The sequence below is a fragment of the Streptomyces albiflavescens genome (genome assembly GCF_014645835.1).
Classification (GTDB): domain Bacteria; phylum Actinomycetota; class Actinomycetes; order Streptomycetales; family Streptomycetaceae; genus Streptomyces; species Streptomyces albiflavescens.
Genome location: NZ_BMMM01000002.1, coordinates 827,781 through 845,783, shown reverse-complemented (window position 1 = coordinate 845,783; position 18,003 = coordinate 827,781). Strand labels below are relative to the sequence as shown.

The 18,003-nt window shown below is 72.0% G+C and carries 9 protein-coding genes; 8 read left to right on the top strand and 1 reads right to left on the bottom strand.

The window, feature by feature from the left end; genetic code table 11:
• The first annotated feature begins 38 nt into the window (after nt 1-38).
• Together IEY95_RS08610 and IEY95_RS08605 are read left to right on the top strand one after the other, a co-directional pair.
• Complete coding sequence (locus IEY95_RS08610) at nt 39-1,520, top strand: acyl-CoA synthetase (RefSeq protein ID WP_189185262.1); 1,482 nt, start codon at nt 39-41, stop codon at nt 1,518-1,520.
• A complete protein-coding gene (locus tag IEY95_RS08605) occupies nt 1,513-2,853 on the top strand; it encodes a carboxyl transferase domain-containing protein (protein WP_189185261.1) in 1,341 nt (446 codons plus the stop codon). Before IEY95_RS08610 ends, IEY95_RS08605 begins: the two co-directional genes overlap by 8 nt.
• Before the next feature lie 69 nt (nt 2,854-2,922).
• Here IEY95_RS08605 and IEY95_RS08600 read toward each other — a convergent pair whose 3' ends face one another.
• Complete coding sequence (locus IEY95_RS08600) at nt 2,923-6,540, bottom strand: S8 family serine peptidase (RefSeq protein ID WP_189185260.1); 3,618 nt, start codon at nt 6,538-6,540, stop codon at nt 2,923-2,925.
• 226 nt (nt 6,541-6,766) lie between these two features.
• Here IEY95_RS08600 and IEY95_RS08595 point away from each other — a divergent pair, with 226 nt between their 5' ends.
• The 6 genes from IEY95_RS08595 to IEY95_RS08570 all read left to right on the top strand — a co-directional run bounded on the left by IEY95_RS08595 (nt 6,767) and on the right by IEY95_RS08570 (nt 17,594).
• Nucleotides 6,767-7,132, top strand: coding sequence for a CU044_2847 family protein (locus IEY95_RS08595; RefSeq protein ID WP_189185259.1), 366 nt, complete (start codon nt 6,767-6,769; stop codon nt 7,130-7,132).
• Complete coding sequence (locus IEY95_RS08590) at nt 7,129-8,781, top strand: VMAP-C domain-containing protein (RefSeq protein WP_189185258.1); 1,653 nt, start codon at nt 7,129-7,131, stop codon at nt 8,779-8,781. The genes IEY95_RS08595 and IEY95_RS08590 overlap by 4 nt, the downstream gene beginning before the upstream one ends.
• A 45-nt stretch (nt 8,782-8,826) precedes the next feature.
• A complete protein-coding gene (locus tag IEY95_RS08585) occupies nt 8,827-9,879 on the top strand; it encodes an AAA family ATPase (RefSeq protein WP_189185257.1) in 1,053 nt (350 codons plus the stop codon).
• Nucleotides 9,869-14,932: an SAV_2336 N-terminal domain-related protein gene (locus tag IEY95_RS08580; RefSeq protein ID WP_229702706.1), complete on the top strand. Its 5,064-nt coding sequence runs from the start codon at nt 9,869-9,871 to the stop codon at nt 14,930-14,932. Before IEY95_RS08585 ends, IEY95_RS08580 begins: the two co-directional genes overlap by 11 nt.
• Nucleotides 14,933-15,061: 129 nt before the next feature.
• The gene (locus IEY95_RS08575) at nt 15,062-16,102 is read left to right on the top strand and encodes a rod shape-determining protein (protein WP_189185256.1); all 1,041 of its coding nucleotides are present in this window, start codon (nt 15,062-15,064) and stop codon (nt 16,100-16,102) included.
• 25 nt (nt 16,103-16,127) lie between these two features.
• The gene (locus IEY95_RS08570; protein WP_189185255.1) at nt 16,128-17,594 is read left to right on the top strand and encodes a sensor histidine kinase; all 1,467 of its coding nucleotides are present in this window, start codon (nt 16,128-16,130) and stop codon (nt 17,592-17,594) included.
• Nucleotides 17,595-18,003: the final 409 nt, after the last annotated feature.

The window sequence follows — 18,003 nt, the reverse complement described above, 5'->3', positions numbered from 1 at the left end:
AGTGCCCGCAGAACGTCCCCTACTCCCAAGGAGTACGCGTGCCCTCCCTCTTCCCGGCCCTGGTGGGCGGTTCCGTCGCGGAGCGGTCCGCGCTGCGCTTCGGTGATCGGTCCCTGACGTACGCGCAGCTCGCCGCCTCGGCGGGTGAACTGGCCGGGCGGCTCGGCGGTGCCGGGAGGGTCGCCGTGTGGGCGACGCCGACCCTGGAGACGGCCGTCGGTGTCGTGGCCGCGCTGCTCGCCGGGGTGCCGGCCGTACCGCTCAACCCGAAGTCGGGGGAGGGTGAGTTGGGCCACATTCTCCGCGACAGTGCGCCGTCGCTGGTGCTCGCCGGCTCGTGCGACGAGCTGCCCGAGGCCATGAGGACGTGGGAGCGGATCGACATCCGCACGCACAGTCCTGGAGGCGCCGTACCGCCCGCCGAGGCGGACCCCGGTGCCCCCGCCCTCATCGTCTACACCTCCGGCACCACCGGCCCGCCCAAGGGCGCTGTCATCCCGCGTCGTGCGATCGCCTCGACGCTGGACGCGCTGGCCGACGCCTGGCAGTGGACCGGTGACGACGTGCTGGTGCACGGGCTGCCGCTGTTCCATGTGCACGGGCTGATCCTGGGCATTCTGGGGCCGCTGCGGCGCGGCGGGTCCGTACGGCATCTGGGACGGTTCAGCACGGAGGGGGTGGCGCGGGAGCTGAACGGCGGCGCGACGATGCTGTTCGGGGTGCCGACGATGTACCACCGGCTCGCCGAGGCACTCGCCGAGGACGCCGAACTGGCCAAGGCGCTCGGCCGGGCGCGGCTCCTCGTGTCGGGTTCCGCCGCGCTGCCCGTGCACGACCACGAGCGGATCACGGCCGCGACCGGGAGCCGGGTGGTCGAGCGATACGGCATGACCGAGACGCTGATGAACACGAGTGTCCGGGTGGACGGTGCGGCGCGCCCCGGCACCGTCGGCGTGCCGCTGCCCGGCGTCGACCTGCGGCTCGTCGAGGAGGACGGGACAGCGTTCGCCGGATACGACGCCGATGGCACCCCCACGGGCGCATACGACGGCGAGAGCGTCGGCGAGATCCAGGTCCGCGGACCGAACCTCTTCACCGAGTACCTGAACCGGCCCGACGCCACCGCCGCCGCGTTCACCGAGGACGGCTGGTTCCGCACCGGCGACATGGCCGTGCTCGACCCCGACGGCCTGGTACGCATCGTCGGCCGCAAGGCCACCGATCTGATCAAGAGCGGCGGCCACAAGATCGGCGCCGGGGAGATCGAGAACGCGCTGCTTGAACATCCGGCGGTGCGCGAGGCCGCCGTCACCGGTGAGCCCGACGACGATCTGGGCGAGCGGGTCGTGGCCTGGATCGTGCCCTCCGATCCCCCATCACCGCCGTCCGCCGAAGAGTTGGCCGACCACGTGGCCCGCCGCCTCGCCCCGCACAAGCGGCCGCGTACCGTGCGCTTCCTCGAATCCCTGCCGCGCAACGACATGGGCAAGATCCTGAAGCGGGCGCTGCCGCGTGACTGAGCGGCTCTCGGCACGCCGGACCATCGCCCTGGTCACCGACACCTTCGCAGAACTCCCCTCTCCCACAAGGGCGTTCCCACCCGACGGCCCACTCTCCTGGCAGGGATACGACGACTCGCGCGCTCGCGCCGCCGCCCGCACCGGCGAGGAGGAGTCCGTCGTGTGCGGCACCGCGACCATCGGCGACACCCCCGCCGTACTGATCGCCTTCGAGTTCGGCTTCCTCGGCGGCTCGCTCGGCGAGCGCACCGGCGACCGCCTCCAGGCGGCGTACACCCACGCCCGCGAGCACCGCCTCCCCGTCGTCTCGCTCGTCGCCACGGGCGGCAGCCGGATGCAGGAGGGCATGCTCGCGCTCACCCAGCTCCAGCGGGTGGCGCGGGAGTCGGCGCTCACCCGCGAGGCCGGGCTCGCGCAGATCGCCGTGCTGCGGGACCCGACGACGGGCGGCGGCTGGGCCACGCTGGGCGCGGGCGCCGACGTGACCCTGGCACTGCCCGGCGTCCAGGTGGGCTTCGCGGGCTCCCGGGTCCGCCCGCCCGACGCGGACCCGGCCGCGTACACGGCGGAGGCCCAGCTGGCGGCAGGGGCGGTGGACGCCGTCGTACGGCCGAGGGAGCTGCGGGGCACGCTCGCGCTGTGGCTGGGCCTGCTCACCCAGCCGTCGGCCGAGGCCGCACGGGTCCCGCCCGCCCTGGGCGCACTCGATCTCCCCGCCACCGGCTGGGACGCCGTCCGGCGCGCCCGCGCCGCCGAACGCCCCCGCGCCGATGCCTACTTGGACGCGTACTTCACCCACCGGGCAGCCATCAGCGGCGACCGCTGCGGCGGCACCGACGACGGCATGCTGTGCGGTTTCGGCCTCGCGCGGGACGGACGGCCCCTCGCCTACGCCGCCCAGCGCGGCACCGCGACCCGGCCCGCCGGATACCGCACCGCCGCCCGGCTGATCCGGCTGGCGGGCCGGCTCGGCATCCCCGTACTGACGTTGGTGGACACGCCCGGCGCCGCCAATGACGCCGACGCGGAGCGGCAGAGCGCCGGCGCGGCGATCGCGGACCTGTTCGCCGCGGTGGCCACCGCCCGTACGCCGGTCACCACGCTGGTGATCGGCGAGGGCGGCTCGGGTGGCGCGCTCGCGCTGGCCGCACCCGGCAACACCTGGGCCACGCCGGACAGTTACTTCTCGGTCATCGCACCGGAGCTCGCGGCCGCGATCCTGAAGCGGACCCCGGGCGAGGTCGAAGCGACGGCCGACCAACTCCGCATCCGGCCCCAGGACTTGCTGGACCTGGGGGTGATCCGGGGCATCACGGAGATCCCCGGGACATGAACAGATCGGTGGTGCCGGCTCCGCCTCCCAAAGGAAGCCGGCACCACCCGCACAAGGCCCCCGGGCCGGTTACCGCACTCCCACCGCCCGGATGATCTCCTGGCTCACCGAGCCGCCCCGGTCGTCGCGCGCCGAGGCCCGCAGCGAGATGAACTCCGCGCCGCGCGGCACGCTCAGTGTCCCCGTCCAGGACGCCTTGCCACCGGAGAGCGGGACCGCCTTCCAGGTCTTGCCGTCGTCGTACGACACCTCGAGCTTCCCGCCCCCGATGGTCCCGGTGTCCGGCGCGCCCTTCACATACTCGGCGTAGATCCCCACCGGCACCCGGCTGCCGCCGCGCACGTCGCCCGCGAGGTCGGTGTCGACGTCGTATCCGAGGTTGAGGAGCGGCAGGAAGGTGAAGTGGTCCTCGGGGGTGGCCGCCGATCCGACGGTCCACTCGGAGTGGCCCTTCGTGGAGAGCTTCCAGCGGTCCGCGTCCAGAGTCGTGTCCGTGACGACCTTGTACATGTGCTCGTCGGCGGGTGCGTCCCAGACGTACGCGCCCGAGCTCATCCGCCGGTCGACCAGCGACCCGTCCTGGTACACCTCCGTGAACTGGGTCATCCCGGTGTCGTCGCTCCACACGTCGCCGAAGCCGGTGTGGTCGGGCCCGGAGTCGCCCCAGCCGGGCGTGTTGAACTGGATCTGGTTGCCGGCGCGTTGCTGGCCCCAGCCGAGTCCGGTGCCGAGCCAGGGGTGCCAGACGGGCTTGAACCAGTTGCGCGTCGGGTGCGTGCCACCCCGGTAGGCGATCAGTCCGCTGCGTTCCTCGAGCGTGCCCGGCCCGACGCTCACGGACTCGTGCCACAGCTGCCCGGCGCCCGTGGAGACATAGTCGGTCCGCTCGGCCGGGTAGTCGATCCGCTCCTGGAAGCCGATCCCGATGGGGAAGGTGTCGGTGATCGAGTACCGGAACTCGCCGCCCGACACGGGCTTCACGGCGTGGAACCTGGTGTCCAGCACGGCGAGTTCATCCGTGCCGGGCTCATAGGTGAGGTCTCCGCGCGGGATGGCGCCCTGATGCCCCTGCGAGAGGTCGTACACGTACGGCGTGTTGCGCGTCCCGGTCATCGCGACACCCTTGGCCGCCCGCAGCCGTGCCGCGTCCGCCGCGTCGACCGTGGCGATCTGAAGCGGCCGGTCGGCGTTGTCGTCCGTACCAAACCAGGCGTTGAGGCGTCCGGCCGTGTCGTCGGTGACGAACAGGGCCTTGGCGCCCGCGTCCTGGGCGGCCTGGGCGAGAGCGGCGGGTTCGACACCGTCGGCGAGCCGTGCGAGCACGGCCTTGCCGCGCACGTCCTTGCCGGAGAAGACACCGTCACCGACATCGACCAGCGCCAGCCTGCTGCGCCCCTCGATCAGCGTGCCGCCCGGCTGGACGACCGCCTCGCCGATGCCCTCGACCTCCAGCAGCGGCTTGCCGAGCCGCCACACCGTCCGGTACTCGAAGCTGCCCTGGGTGACCTTCGCGGTCGGCGCCGCGAAGACGCTGTCGTACTTGACGGGCACCTGCACGGCGTCGAACAGGTCGGAGCCGCCCGCGTTCCGGTCGTACTCCATCAGCAGCTGCCGGGTCTCGGTCCGCCGGTCGACCTTCGCGTCGACCTCCTTCAACTGCCGCCCGTCCAACGTGATCTCGCGGTCCTTGTCGAGCGTGATCTCGGGCGCCGCGAGGAAGCCGAGGCCGAGCGAGTCCGCGCCGTGGCTGCCGTGCACGTCGAGGAAGGAGGTGAGGCTGTACGTCCCCGGCGCGAGCCGGAGCTTCAGGGTGCCGGAGTCACCGACCTGCGCGGGGTACGGGTCGACACCTTGGGCGAGCTGCTGAACCACGACGTAGGCCGGCGTGGCGGCGCCCTCGCGGTCCTTGACATGGACGGTGAGCGTGTACCGCTCCTCCTCCTTGACCAGTCCGAACGCGGTGTGCGCGACGGGGGTGCCGGCCACGGACGCGACGATCTGTCCGGAGGTGTTGCCCACGGGCGCCTTGGAGCCGTCACCCGTCACCGTCGTGGACGCGGTGCCGTGCGCGGGCACGGTGAGCGTGGAGTCGGCGAGAGTCGCGACCCCGTCGGCGGCACCTCGCACGGCGAGGCTCAACTCGACGGCGCTGTCGGAGGAGTTGCTGTACGACACCGTCTTGGTGACGGGCTTGTTCGCGTCGTACGGCCAGCTGTAGAAGCCGAGGTCGGCGCTCCCGGTGGCGGTCACGGCAGCGTCGATCGCGTCCGGAACACTCACTCGTCCCGAGCCCAGCACATAGGCGGACGCGTCGAGTTGCTTCGACGTCGACATCAGCGCGTCCTTGAGCCGCTCGCCGGTCCAGTCGGGGTGCTTCTCGGCGAGCAGTGCCGCCACGCCCGCGACATGCGGCGTCGCCATCGACGTACCGCTCATGGAGGTGTAGTAACCGCTGCCGCTCACCAGTTGGGAGCGGGCGGCCAGGATGCCGACGCCGGGTGCGGAGAGGTCGGGCTTGAGCGCGTTGTCGCCGTAGCGCGGTCCTGCGCTGGTGAAGTAGGCGGCCTGGTCCTCCGAGTCCACCGCGCCGACGGTCAGCGCGGAGTCGGCGGCGCCGGGCGAGCCTATGGAGGAGGGGGCGCCGGTGTTTCCGGCGGCTATGACGAACAGGGCGCCGGTCTCCTTGGACAGGGTGTCGACCGCCTCGGCCATCGGATCGGTGCCGTCACTGGCCTCGGTCGAGCCGAGGCTCATGGAGATCACCTTGGCGTGCACATCGCGCGCGGCCCACTCCATACCGGCGATGATCTGCGACTCGCTGCCCGAGCCCTGGTCGCTGAGCACCTTGCCGACGGCGAGCGTCGCACCGGGCGCGACGCCCTTCTCCGTACCGTCGGAAGCGGCACCGCTGCCGCCGACGGTCGACGTGACGTGCGTGCCGTGCCCGTTGCGGTCGGCGACCTCCTGCCCGTCGATGAAGCTCTTGGTCTGCGAGACCCTGTCCGCCAGGTCGGGGTGGCTGGTGTCGACACCGGTGTCGAGGACGGCGACGGTGACCCCCTTCCCGGTGAGCCCGGCCTCCCAGGCCTTCGGCGTGCCGATCTGCGCGTTGCTCTCGGCCATGTCCGCCTTGACGCGCCCGTCGAGCCAGACCTTGCCGATCCCGTCCTGGTGGGTCATGGCCCGCCAGAACGTCCGCCCCTTGTCCGCGTCCACAGCGGCACCGCGGATGCTCGGCAGCGCGCGCGTCCGCTCGGCCCCACGCGGCGTGGCGGTGCCGCTCTTCTTCTCGTACGTCACGATCAGCGGCAGCTCGTCCGTCTTCTGGTCGGTGAGCCCCTGACGTATCAGCTCGCTCACGTCGAACAGCCGCCGGTCCAGGGTGCCCGCCCGCAGATACGGCAGCGCCTCGTCCGGTACGACACTGACGGCGCCGTTCGCCACCTGGGTGCGCACGGCGCCGGTGGCTCCCTCGGGGCGCTCGACGGTGACGGTCTTCGTGCCCCCGCCGAGGCCGGTGACGGTCACCTTGTCACCGGTGACGAGGGTGACGGTGCGGGCGGCGGAGGCGGCCCGGGGCGACGCGGAACTGGCTTCTTGCGCGTCCGCCTGCCCCATCGGCAGCAGGGCGAGCACGAGCCCGGCCGACAACAGTCCGGCCCCGCGTCTCGCTGGTCCTCTGGTCATGTGTGCCCTCTCTTCGTCGGCGACCGGGCTCTGCTGTGTTGCTGCGCTGCGACGAGTGTCGGGGGGCTCGCGTTGCGGGGGAGTTGACGAAACCTGGCGGGAAGGCGCCCTGGCGGCTTCCCGCCAGGACGGGCGGGTACGAACGGCGGAAACCGGGACAGTGCCAAGTACCGTCCCTGACAATGAAGATGAGTGGACGTCACACACAACGGGGGTTCTCGGCTTCATGGACGGCCTGGTGGAGTTCAAGACCGACGACGGCGCCGTGATCGTCGTCGAGGGCATCGAGGACGAGTCCGGATCTCGCCTCGTCGCACGGGGCGACGACGGCGCGGTCCAGGCGACCCGCACCTTCGAGGGCTCCCTGGAGGGCGTACGGGCCGCCGCGGAGTCCGCGCTGCGGGTGTTCCGCGACGGCAGCCTGCGCCCCGACTCCGTGGAGATCGAGTTCGGGGTCAAACTCACCGCGGAGGCGGGCGCGTTGATCGCCAAGAGCGCGGTCGAGGGCCATCTGGTGGTCAAGCTCTCCTGGGCGCCCGAGCGGCCGGGGCCGCGGTCCGACGGCTCCCCGGAGACCGCCCCGCAGTCATGAGCAGCACGTCCTGGCACGCCCGGATCGCCTGTGGAGGCGAGGTCGGCGCGGGGTTCCTGGTCTCCGGCCGCCGTGTCCTGACGTGCGCGCACGTCATCCGCAGAAGCGAGGCGTCGGCGGTGACGGTCTCCTTCCCGCACAGCCGGGGGCTCGGCCCGCTGACGGCCACCGTGATCGCGCGCGGCGACTGGGCCGGGGGTGCCACCGACCCCGGTGACCTCGCGGTCCTCGAACTGGACCGCGAGGTGCCGCTCGCCCCGGCCGTCTTCGCCCCGCCGGGGGACGCGTACGCGGACCCGCACCCCAAACTCATCGCCTACGGCTTCCCGAGGGGGTACGACGAGGGGACACTCGCCGAGTACCGGGCGACCTCGGACCAACTGATCGCGGACGAGTGGATACAGCTGGAGGCATGGAGTCCACACGGCCAGCCACTGGCGGCCGGGTTCAGCGGCGCGGCGGTGACCCTCGCGGACGGCCGGGTGGTCGGCATGGTCTCGGCGGCCTCCGGCGCTCGGGACGTGCGCAACGGACGGATGCTGCCCAGCCATGTCATGGCCCGCTACTGGCCGGGGCTCGGCGAGCTGATCCCCACTCCCGACCACCGGCCGGACGCGCAGCAACGGCTGCGCCGACTGGTGCAGAGGGCAGAGGCACTGCGGCTCCCCTGCGATCCGGACCGGCTGTACGTCGACGCCGTGGGTCCGCTGGGTCCGCAGCTGCCGGACCGGGGGTTCGATTCGCTGTGGGCGGCTGCCTGGTACGTACTGTGCGAGGTGCCGGACCCGCAGGCGGTGACGCGATTCGCCGACCGGCTGGCGGAGCTCCTCGGCACGCCTCCCGGCCGCTCCCGCACCCCCTCCTGGTCCCCCATCCTCGTCGAGATCGAGCACACTGGCGCGGGTGGTGACCAGGTCAACGTCGAGGTGTCTGCCTGCCGCGACGGACTGCGCCGCCCGGTGGGCGCCCTTCGGCTGCCCCGGACCGGCGTACGGGCCTACGTGCAGGAGCACATCGACAAGGCGTTCAACCAACTCGCCCCCGGATCGGATGAGTTGATTGCCTTCGTGCTGCCCCGCGAGTGGCTGAACGAGCCGGTGGCTCACTGGGCACGCAGCGCTGACGACGACACACCACTGGGCTGCGTGTATCCGCTCGTCGTCACGGACCGGACGCGCCGCCGGGGTGGCGTACGGCACCAGCTGATCCGCAAATGGCAGGACTTGGAGGGGAAGCCCGGCGCCTCCCTGCACCGCATCGACTGCGGGACCGACGAGAAGCCGACCAAGCTCCGCTTCCGACTACGGCACGAGGATGCCCACCTGGCCGCCTTCTCCCTGCCGCCCGCCCGCACCGGACAGCTCTTCGAGGTGACGCTCAACGCCCCGGTCCCGGTGCTGCTGTGGACCCGGACGGGATGCGCCGGCGGCCCCGAGCACGACGGGAGCTGTGTCTTCCTCGACGAGCTGACCGCGTACGCCGAGGGGCTGGCACCTGCGGAACTCCCGCGCCACATCATGGCGTTGCGCGAGACGGTCGAGGCGTCGGACGCCCCGGACAGGCACTGGGCCAAGGACGTTCAGCTCCTGTGGGACGACCCCCGACGCTTCCCCGAACCTGCCGCGCCCCTGAGCTCGCCCGTCGCCTGAAGCCACCCAAGCCTCGCAGCCCCCGACCCCACGGAGAACCCTCACATGCCCCTGTGGCCCGTCTACACCGGCACGAACGAGCCGCACGACGGCATCACCCGGCTGCCCGATCCCCCACCCTGGCGAGCCTTCGACGGCGGGCCGGTCCTGGACACCCCGGCCGAAGCCGACGACAGCTCCGCCACCTCCCCCGACCGCAGGCACCGCGCCCGCACCTACCAGGCCACCGAACGCAGTGTCCAACTCGTCAACGCCGCACTGTACTTGCGCCGCCCGCTGCTGGTGACCGGCCCGCCCGGCACGGGCAAGTCGTCCCTCGCGTACGCGGTCGCCCGCGAACTGCGGCTGGGGCCGGTACTGCGCTGGAACATCACCAGCCGCAGCACTCTGCACGACGGCCTGTACCAGTACGACCCGCTGTCGCGGCTCTACGCGGCGCGACAGCGGGTCGGGGAACCGGCGAAGACGCCCGGACCGGGAGCCCCGCCGGCACCGGATCCCGGACCGGAGTCAGGTGTCGAGGACCATCTGCGGCTCGGCCCGCTCGGCACCGCCCTCCTCCCCTATGACCGCCCCCGCGCTCTGCTCATCGACGAGATCGACAAGAGCGACCTCGACCTGCCCAACGACCTGCTGAACGTCCTGGAAGAGGGGCAGTACGAGATCCCCGAGCTGGTGCGCACGGCGCGCCACACGCCCCAGACTCGGGTCATGGTCGACGGCACCGACGCACGCGTCCCGGTGGTTCGGGGCCGCGTGCGTTGCCGTGCCTTCCCCTTCGTCGTCCTCACCAGCAACGGCGAACGCGAGTTCCCTCCGGCCTTCCTGCGCCGCTGCGTCACCCTGCGACTGCGCCAGCCCGACGACAGCCACCTCGCGGGGATCGTCCGCGCGCACCTGGGCGAGCCGGACGACTACGCACAGAGCCTCATCACGCGCTTCCTCTCCCGCGCCTCCGGCGGCGACCTCGCCACCGACCAGCTCCTCAACGCGATCTACCTGGCCGGTACGTCGGGTCTGACCCCGGAGTCACTCGACGAATTGGCGGAGGAGCTGATGCCGTACCTGAGCGAGGCACCCGAGTCCGATGCGTTCTGAGTCAACCGGTGCACGGTTGCTGAGCCGTCTGTCCGAGATCCTGGCCGAGGCGGGCGACGGCATGCCCCCGACCCCGGTCGAACTGGCCGAACTGCTGTGGCTGGCCCCGCACATGGATGGCGCGTACCCGGTTCCCGGATCCGCCGCGACGCCTGCTCCCTCCCCTTCGGACGCACGGGAACCGCGGACACCGTCCGAGCCGACACCGTCCGAGCCGCCCACCGAGAAACCGCCCCTGCCCGCGGCGGGACCCGAGGTCCCCGTGCCGACGCGCAACAACAGCCGTGTCCCGCTCCATCTGCCGGCCCCCTCCGGCCGGACGAAGCCCCACGCGTCGCTGCTGGCCCCCGCTCCCCCGATGCTGCGCCGCCCGCTCGCGCTGCAGCGGGCTCTGCGGCCACTCAAGCGGCATACCGACGCGCCCGTCGGCCACGAGCTCGACGAGCGGGCTACCGCCCACCGCATCGCCCGCCTGGGCGGCCACCCCGAGTGGTGGCTGCCGGTCATGCGCCCCGCGCGCGAACGCTGGTTGCGTCTGAACCTGGTGTACGACACCGGTCCCACGATGCCCGTCTGGCGCCCCCTGATCCGTGAACTGCACACCGCGCTGGCCCAGTCGGGCGTCTTCCGCACGATGACCGTGCACCGCGCCCGCCCCGACGGCTCGATCACGGGGGCAGGGGCGCACGTCCCCGCCGACGGCCGCACCGTCACCCTGCTGGTCAGCGACTGCATGGGACCCCAGTGGTGGGCGGGCCCGACCGGCGACCGCTGGCACACCACGCTGCACCGCCTGGCCCACCGGATGCCACTGGCCATCGTCCAGCCCCTTCCGGAACGCCTGTGGCGCGACACCGCGCTGCCCACCGAACCCGGGCTCCTCTCCGCGCCCTTCCCCGCCGCCCCGCTGTCTTCGCTCGCCTTCACGCCGTACGACACCTCGGAAGGGCAGCTACCCACCGGAGCCGTTCCGCTCCCGGTACTGGAGCCGGACGCGCCCTGGCTCGCGCACTGGTCGACGCTCGTGGCGAGCCGCGGCAGCAGTCAACTACCCGGCTCAGTAGCCCACTTGACGCCGCGTCCCGGTCAGCTCGACGCGTCCGGAAATCGCAGCGACATCACCCGGCTGCCCGCCGAGGAACTCGTCCTGCGATTCCGCGCGACCGCGTCCCCCGAAGCGTTCCGCCTGGCGGGCCACCTCGCCGTCGGGCGCCCCGACCTGCCCGTCATGCGCCTGGTCCATGCGGCTGTCGAACCGCGTCCCCGCCCCCAGCACCTGGCCGAGGTCATCCTCAGCGGCATGCTCACCAGCGTGCCGGGGCCACCAGGTTCCTACGCCTTCCGGCCCGGCGTACGGGATCTGCTGCTGCGGAGTCTGCCGCGCACCGCCCGCGGCCGGACGACTCGGCTGCTGGCCCGGATGGGGGCGTTGATCGACGAGCGGGCGGGGATGACGGCCGGGGAGTTCCGGGCGAGTACGCCGGTGGCGTCCGGTCCGGGCGCCGTGGCAGAGGACGAACCGATCGCGACGGTGAGTCCGGAGAGTGTGCGGCGGCTGTTGGGGAAGGCGGCGCCCGAGCGTCCGCCGACGTTGGGCGACCGGTACCGCACCGTCGAGCGGCTCGGGCCGAGCGGCACCCTGTGGCGGGCCGAGGACACCGACCTGGGGCGGTCGGTGGTGGTGCGGCTGTATCCGCCGCAGACCGACGTTCAGGCCTTTGTGCGGGATGCGCGGGCGCTCGCGGGTGTCGATCACCCGAATGTGGTCGCGGTCCTCGACTACGGCGTCGAGGGCGAAGTGCCGTTCGTCGTCATGGAGCACCTGGACGGAATAGCCCTGAACTCCCTGGCTTCGGCGGGCGGTTACCGCCTTCCGGTGCCGCTGTTGGTGTCGCTCGGGCAGCAGCTCGCCGCCGCTCTCACCACGCTCCACTCGACCGGTGTCACACACGGCGCACTCGACATGACCAGAGTCCTGATCCTGCCCGACGGAACGGCCAAACTCACGCTCTTCGATCTCGGCCGGAGGGAGCAGCGGGACCGGTTCGGGGCGGACCTGGTGGCGCTGGGACGACTTGTCTTCCATCTGTCGTCGGGTGGTCCGGCACATGCCGGTACGTCCGTCGCGCCGGAACGGCTGGCGTGCCTGCCGACCGAGCTGCGCCCGCTGTACGCATCGGCCCTCCGCCTGCTGTTGTCCGAGGGCTCCATCACCCCACGGCAGCGGCGACAGGGCATGGCCCGGCTCCGGAGCAGCGACCTCTCCCGTCTGGCCGAATCGGCGTACTCCCCGCTCCGCTATTCCTTGCTCGGACCACCCGAAGTCCACCGCGGCACCGGACACCCCCTGGCCGTCGGTTCCCCCCAGGAGCAGGCGATGCTCTGCATGCTCCTCCTCCAGCACGGCCGCAAGGTGACCCAGGCCAAACTCACCGAGGGCATCTGGGGCCGGAAGCCACCCCAGCGCTCCCAGGCCCTCATCGGCACCTACGCGTCCCGGCTGCGCAATGCCCTGGGCCCCGGCGTGCTGGCCACCCTGTCCGACGGGTACGCCCTGCACACCAGCGCGGACTTCGTGGACGTCGTCGACTGCCAGCGCTCGGTGGCACGGGCGGAGGCGGAGCGCGCGACCGGCAACACCGAATTCGCTCTGGCCCATGTCAACAACGCCCTGGATCTGTGGCGCGGCACCGCCCTCGACAGCGTCCCGGGCCCGGCTGCCGACACCACGCGAACCCGGCTGCTCCAGCTCCGCCTCTCCCTCTGTGCCACGCGTGCGGAACTGAGGCTGGACCTGGGCGAGTTCGAGGGCGCCGCCGTCGAACTCGCCGCCCTGGTCCGGGCACACCCGTCCCGCGAGGACTTCCGCCGCTTGCACATCGTCGCGCTCCAGCGCCAGGGCCGTACCGAGGACGCCCTGGAGGCGTTCGAGGAATACGGGGACTTCGGCGGCCAAAGTCCGGAGCTGCTGATCCTGGGACGTGAATTGCGCGAGGAACTCGGCGAACCGCCCGAAGAGGAAACGGAGTCGACGTACGAGCAGACAACGCCCGACGCCACGCCCTACGACGGACTCGTCGCCGCGCCGGACGAGCTGCCCGAAGGTCCCTTCCCCACGGAAGACCAGTTCTCGACGCCCCTCCTCTCCCCGCAGGAGGAATCGACCGAAGACACCGACTTCCCCGACGACGACGCGGCGGAGAGACCGTTCGCCGTCGAGGACGAACTGGCCGAGGCGCCCGCCGACGCCTATGACGAACCTCCGGAGCCCCCCTACGACTCCTACGACTCCTACGACCCCTACGAGGAGCCACCGCACGATCTCGACGATGCCTACGACGACCCCCCGGAGGACCTCTGGGAGCGTCCCGCCCTCTCCTACCGCACCTCTGTCTTCTTCGACTTGGCGGAAGGCGGTCGGGACCTGAACAAGCTCGCGGCACTGGGCCGACTGGTCGCCAGGCTGCTCACGGCGAGCGGGCTCGCGGAGAACGAGTACCGGATCTTGAGCCGCGAGGAGGGCTACACGGTGCTCCTCAATCCCTACGTGTCCGCCCTCCCCCTGCTGTTGGTCACCCTGAATCAACTCCCCAGCAGACTCGACGAACTGGACGATGCGCGACTCACGGTGGCCTTCCGACGTCTCACCACGGACGAGGGCGCCGAAGGACCCGATCCCCAGTCCGTCGAAGACATCCTCGCCTCGTCCGACGCTCGCGCCGTCGTCGCCGTCTCGCCGTCGGTCCACGCCGAAGTCGACGAGCGACCGAGCTTCGTCGACCCCGACCTGTTGGCCCCCCTCGCCACGGATGACGGCTGGTACCGCCTCATCCACACGCCACCTCCCTCTCGCAGGCGCTCCACCCTCCCCCCTGCGGGCAAGCCGGTGCAGGGCCCCTTCCCCGTCCCGGCCGGTGGTTGGGTGCCCCTCCCCGAGGGGGAGAAGGCCGTCGTCTATCTCCTCCGCGACAACGGGCTCGCCCTTCCGGACTCCCCCACGGTCCGCTTGGCCCCGCCATCGACCCGCGCGACCTGGCGGTACTACGAAGTCGACCTCGCCGAGCGTCTCCTCGCCGTCCCCTCCGCTCCCGAGGTCGAGGTGGCGTGGTGTGTCTCGGATCCGGTGGAAGCGTCCCGCAGCCCCGACCTGGACATGCCACGCGTACTGACGGACGTGGTCGGCGCCGCCCTCCGCGACGGACTCGACACACTGGCCGGGAATCTGAGCCGGTGGCACGTGTCCGGATATGCGCTCCGGTGGCGAGTACGCGACTCCACAGCGCAGCCGCCCCCGTGGCGAACTGCCGGCTCCACGGCACAGCCGAGCCGCACCCGGCCCTCGCCCACCGATCTGCTCTCCACGGCCGAGGGCGTGATTCTCGGCTTCGAGGGCACACTGGCCAGGCTCTACCGGCCGGGAGACGCGGCTGAGGTGATGCACGACCTCGCACGGCTCATCGTCGAAGGACGGGACCCCGATGACGCCCTGTCAGGACACCCCCTGACGCCCCAGGAAGGCCCTGTCGCACCGCTGGAGGGGTACGCCAACCCTCTCGACCTGCTGCGCGCGTTCGCGGGGCACGCGCTGGCTGACGAGTTGCGCAGGCGGCTCGACCATCACGAGGTCCGGGCCGCCCGAACCGCGCAGCCCACGGCTCTGGCCGACCATCTGGTCCGTGCCCTGCACTCCCGAGGTGTGCCCGTCGCCGTGGTCACGGACCATGCCACCCCTGCGGCCGAGACCTATCTGCAACGGCGAGAGCTGACCGGATTTCTCTCGGGGGGCATCCACGGGCGCGGCACCGATCCCGCCCGGATGATGCCTCACCCGTACACCCTGCACCGGGCCCTCGACCGGTTCGGCGCCCCCGCCTCCCGTTGCCTGCTGGTCGGCTCCACTGCCGCCGAGCAGTCGGCGGCCGGCGCGATCGGTCTGCCCTTCATCGGCTTCGCGCGCGACGAACAGGTCCGACGGCGGCTGCGCACGCGGGACGGCGGGCAACTCCTGATTTCGGGCCTTCGCCCCCTCCTCAGGGCGGCCCAGTCCCGCTGAACGAACCACCCATCCAGCCGAGCCCCACCCGGCCCCCCACAAAAGGCGACATCTCCTCAGGGCCCGCACGATGCGAGAGAGGACCGCCACCCGGCGACCCCACGGTCCGCGCTCTCGGGAGGAACTGCCATGACCGTCGTCAGTCTGGAGCAGCTGCGCCGCTGTCACTTCGCCGTCGACCTGGGCGCGGCGAGGACGCGTGTGTACGTGAAGGGCGCGGGTCTGGTCGTCGACCAGCCGAGCGTCGCCGCGATCAACACGAAGACGGGCGCCCTGATCGCGGTCGGCGAGTTCGCGGAGAAGATGACGGGCCGTACACCCGACTACATTCGTGTCGTCCGGCCGGTGAGCGGCGGCACGGTCGTCGACATCGACATGGCCCAGCGCATGCTGCGCCAGCTGCTCGGCGACAAGGTACGCCGTACCCTGCGCCGCAAGCCCCGGCTGCGGGCCGCCGCCTGCACCCCGCACGACGCCGACCCGCTGGCGCAGCGCGCCGCGATCGAGACGCTGGTGGGGCTGGGGGCGCGGCGGGTCGAGCTGGTCGACACGCTCATCGCCGCCGCGGTCGGGTGCGGTCTGCCCGTCGAGCAGCCCGAAGCCACCATGGTCATGGTGTGCGGGGCCGCCGCGACCCAACTCGCCGTGCTGTCGCTGGGCTCGATCGTCACCGCCGAGCGCGTCCCGGTGGGCGGCGAGGCCGTCGACCACGCGATCGTGCAGCACCTGCGGCACCAGCACGAGCTGATGCTGCCGAGTCAGGCCGTACGGCCCCTGCAGCTCGCCCTCTCCGGGAACGGGCTCACCCCGCAGGGCCCCACGTCGACGGAGATCCACGGGCGTGACGTGGCGACCGGCCTGGCCCGTTCCGTGCAGGTCGACACCGCCGCCGTACGCGATGCCATCCAGACCCCACTGACCGCGGTGCTCGACGGAATCGGGAAGGTGCTGCGCGCCTGCCCGCCGGACCTGGTGGCCGACCTGGCGGACCGCGGGATCATGATGGTCGGCGGCAGCGCGCTGCTGCCGGGCCTGGACCAGATGCTGCGGGAGGCCACGGGCATGCCGGTGCACATCGCCGAGCGGCCCGACGTGTGTGCCGTGCAGGGGCTCGGCTACATGCTGGAGGGCAAGATCGAGCCGCTGATCCTCGACCCGCTGACGAGCTGACGCCCCCGCGTCCCGGGGGCCTCGTATGACCGACCCCGTCCCCCGCCTCCCGGCCCTCCTGGAAGCCGTCCTCAGCGTCGGCAGCGACCTCGAACTGCGCGCCACGCTCCGGCGCATCGTGGAGGGCGCCGCCGAGCTGACGGGGGCCCGGTACGCGGCCTTGGGCATGGTCGGCCCGGGGCACGAGGGGCTGACGGAGATCGGTACGGCGGAGCTGCCCGAGTCCGGCCGAAGGAGTTTCGTGGGGCGTACGGACGACTCCCTGGGCGTCCGGATCCGCGTCCACGACGAGGTGTTCGGGAATCTGTCCCTCGCCGAGAAGTCCGGCGGCCCCTTCACCGACCTGGACGAGCAGCTGCTGCGCGTCCTCGCCGCGCAGGCGGGCATCGCGATCGCCAACGCCCGGCTGTACGAGACGGCCCGGCAGCGCGAGCGGTGGATCGAGGGCGCGGCGGCCGTGACCACCGCGCTGCTCACCGGTGAGGCCGCCGCCGACGCGCTGACGACCGTCGCCGACCGGGCCCGGATCCTCGCCGACGCCTCGGCGGGCGTCATCCTCCAGCCGACGGGGGACGGCGGCATGGAGATCGTGACCGCGGTCACGATCGACGACCCCGGCGACATCGTGGGCACCACGATCGCGCCCGGCAGCCCGGTCCTCCGACAACTCCTGGGCGGCGAGCCGGTGTTCGTCGACGACTCCGCGACCGACCCCCGGATGACGACCCATGTACGGACACGCTTCGGGCCCAGCATGATGCTGCCCCTCCAGGCGGGCGGCCGCCTCATCGGCACGCTCGCACTGCCCCGCGGGCGCGGCGGCCGACCGTACACCTCCGTCGAACGGCTGCTGGCCACACAGTTCGCCTCGCAGGCCGCGCTGGCCCTGGTCCTCGCCGACGCCCAGCACAGCCGCGAGCGCCTCGCGGTCTACGAGGACCGTGACCGCATCGCACGCGACCTGCACGATCTGGTCGTCCAGCGGCTGTTCGCGACCGGCATGATGCTCGAATCCACACAGCGGAGGAGCCTCGGCGCCCGCGGGGACAGGGAGAGCGGCGGCTCGGGCGAGGACGTGCACGAAGCGATCGGCCGGGCGGTCGACGAGCTGCAGTCCACCGTCCAGGAGGTCCGTACGGCCATCTTCGCGCTGCAGCAGCCCCCGGCGGACGCGCCCACGACGTTCCGCGGCAAGGTGCTGCGCGAGACGGCCGGCGCGGCGGCGGTCCTCGGCTTCCAGCCGTCCACGCGATTCACCGGCGCCGTGGAGAGCCGTATCCCCGAGGCCGTGGCCGGCCATCTGCTCGCGAGCCTGCGCCGAGCGCTGGCCGTCGCGTCGCGCCACGCCGGGGTGTCCCGCATCGACGTCACGGTCGACGCGACGGCGTCCCTGCCCGACGGCCGCGCCGGGGTCCGCCTGACGGTCCACGACGACGGCACCACGGGCGACGGCGGCGCGGGCACCACGTTCATGTGGCAGTCACCGCTGTGAGCCCTCAGGGACCCCTGTGAGCCCTCAGGCACCACTGTGAGCCCTCAGCCCACCGCTGTGAGCCGTCAGCCACCGCTGTCAGCCGTCACCGCTGTGCGCCGTCACCGCCGCACGCAACCGGCACCCGCCGAACTGACGTCTCCCAGGCCAAGCCTTCGTGTCGCCCGGAAATCGTATTCACACTGTCAGCCCCGCTCCGATTGCGAAAACCCGGACTCGGCGCTAAGCATGAAATCTAGCAACAATCAACCCCGCACCGTAGATCCAACTGATAGCCTCCGCCTCGACAGTCACTCAACCCAACGAAAGTCCCAAAAAATGAACCTTCCGGTGACGCCGGCGACGCACCGTTCCGCCGCCCCCAGGCCCGTGCGCCGACCGCACACTCCCCTGTCGGCCATCGACCCGC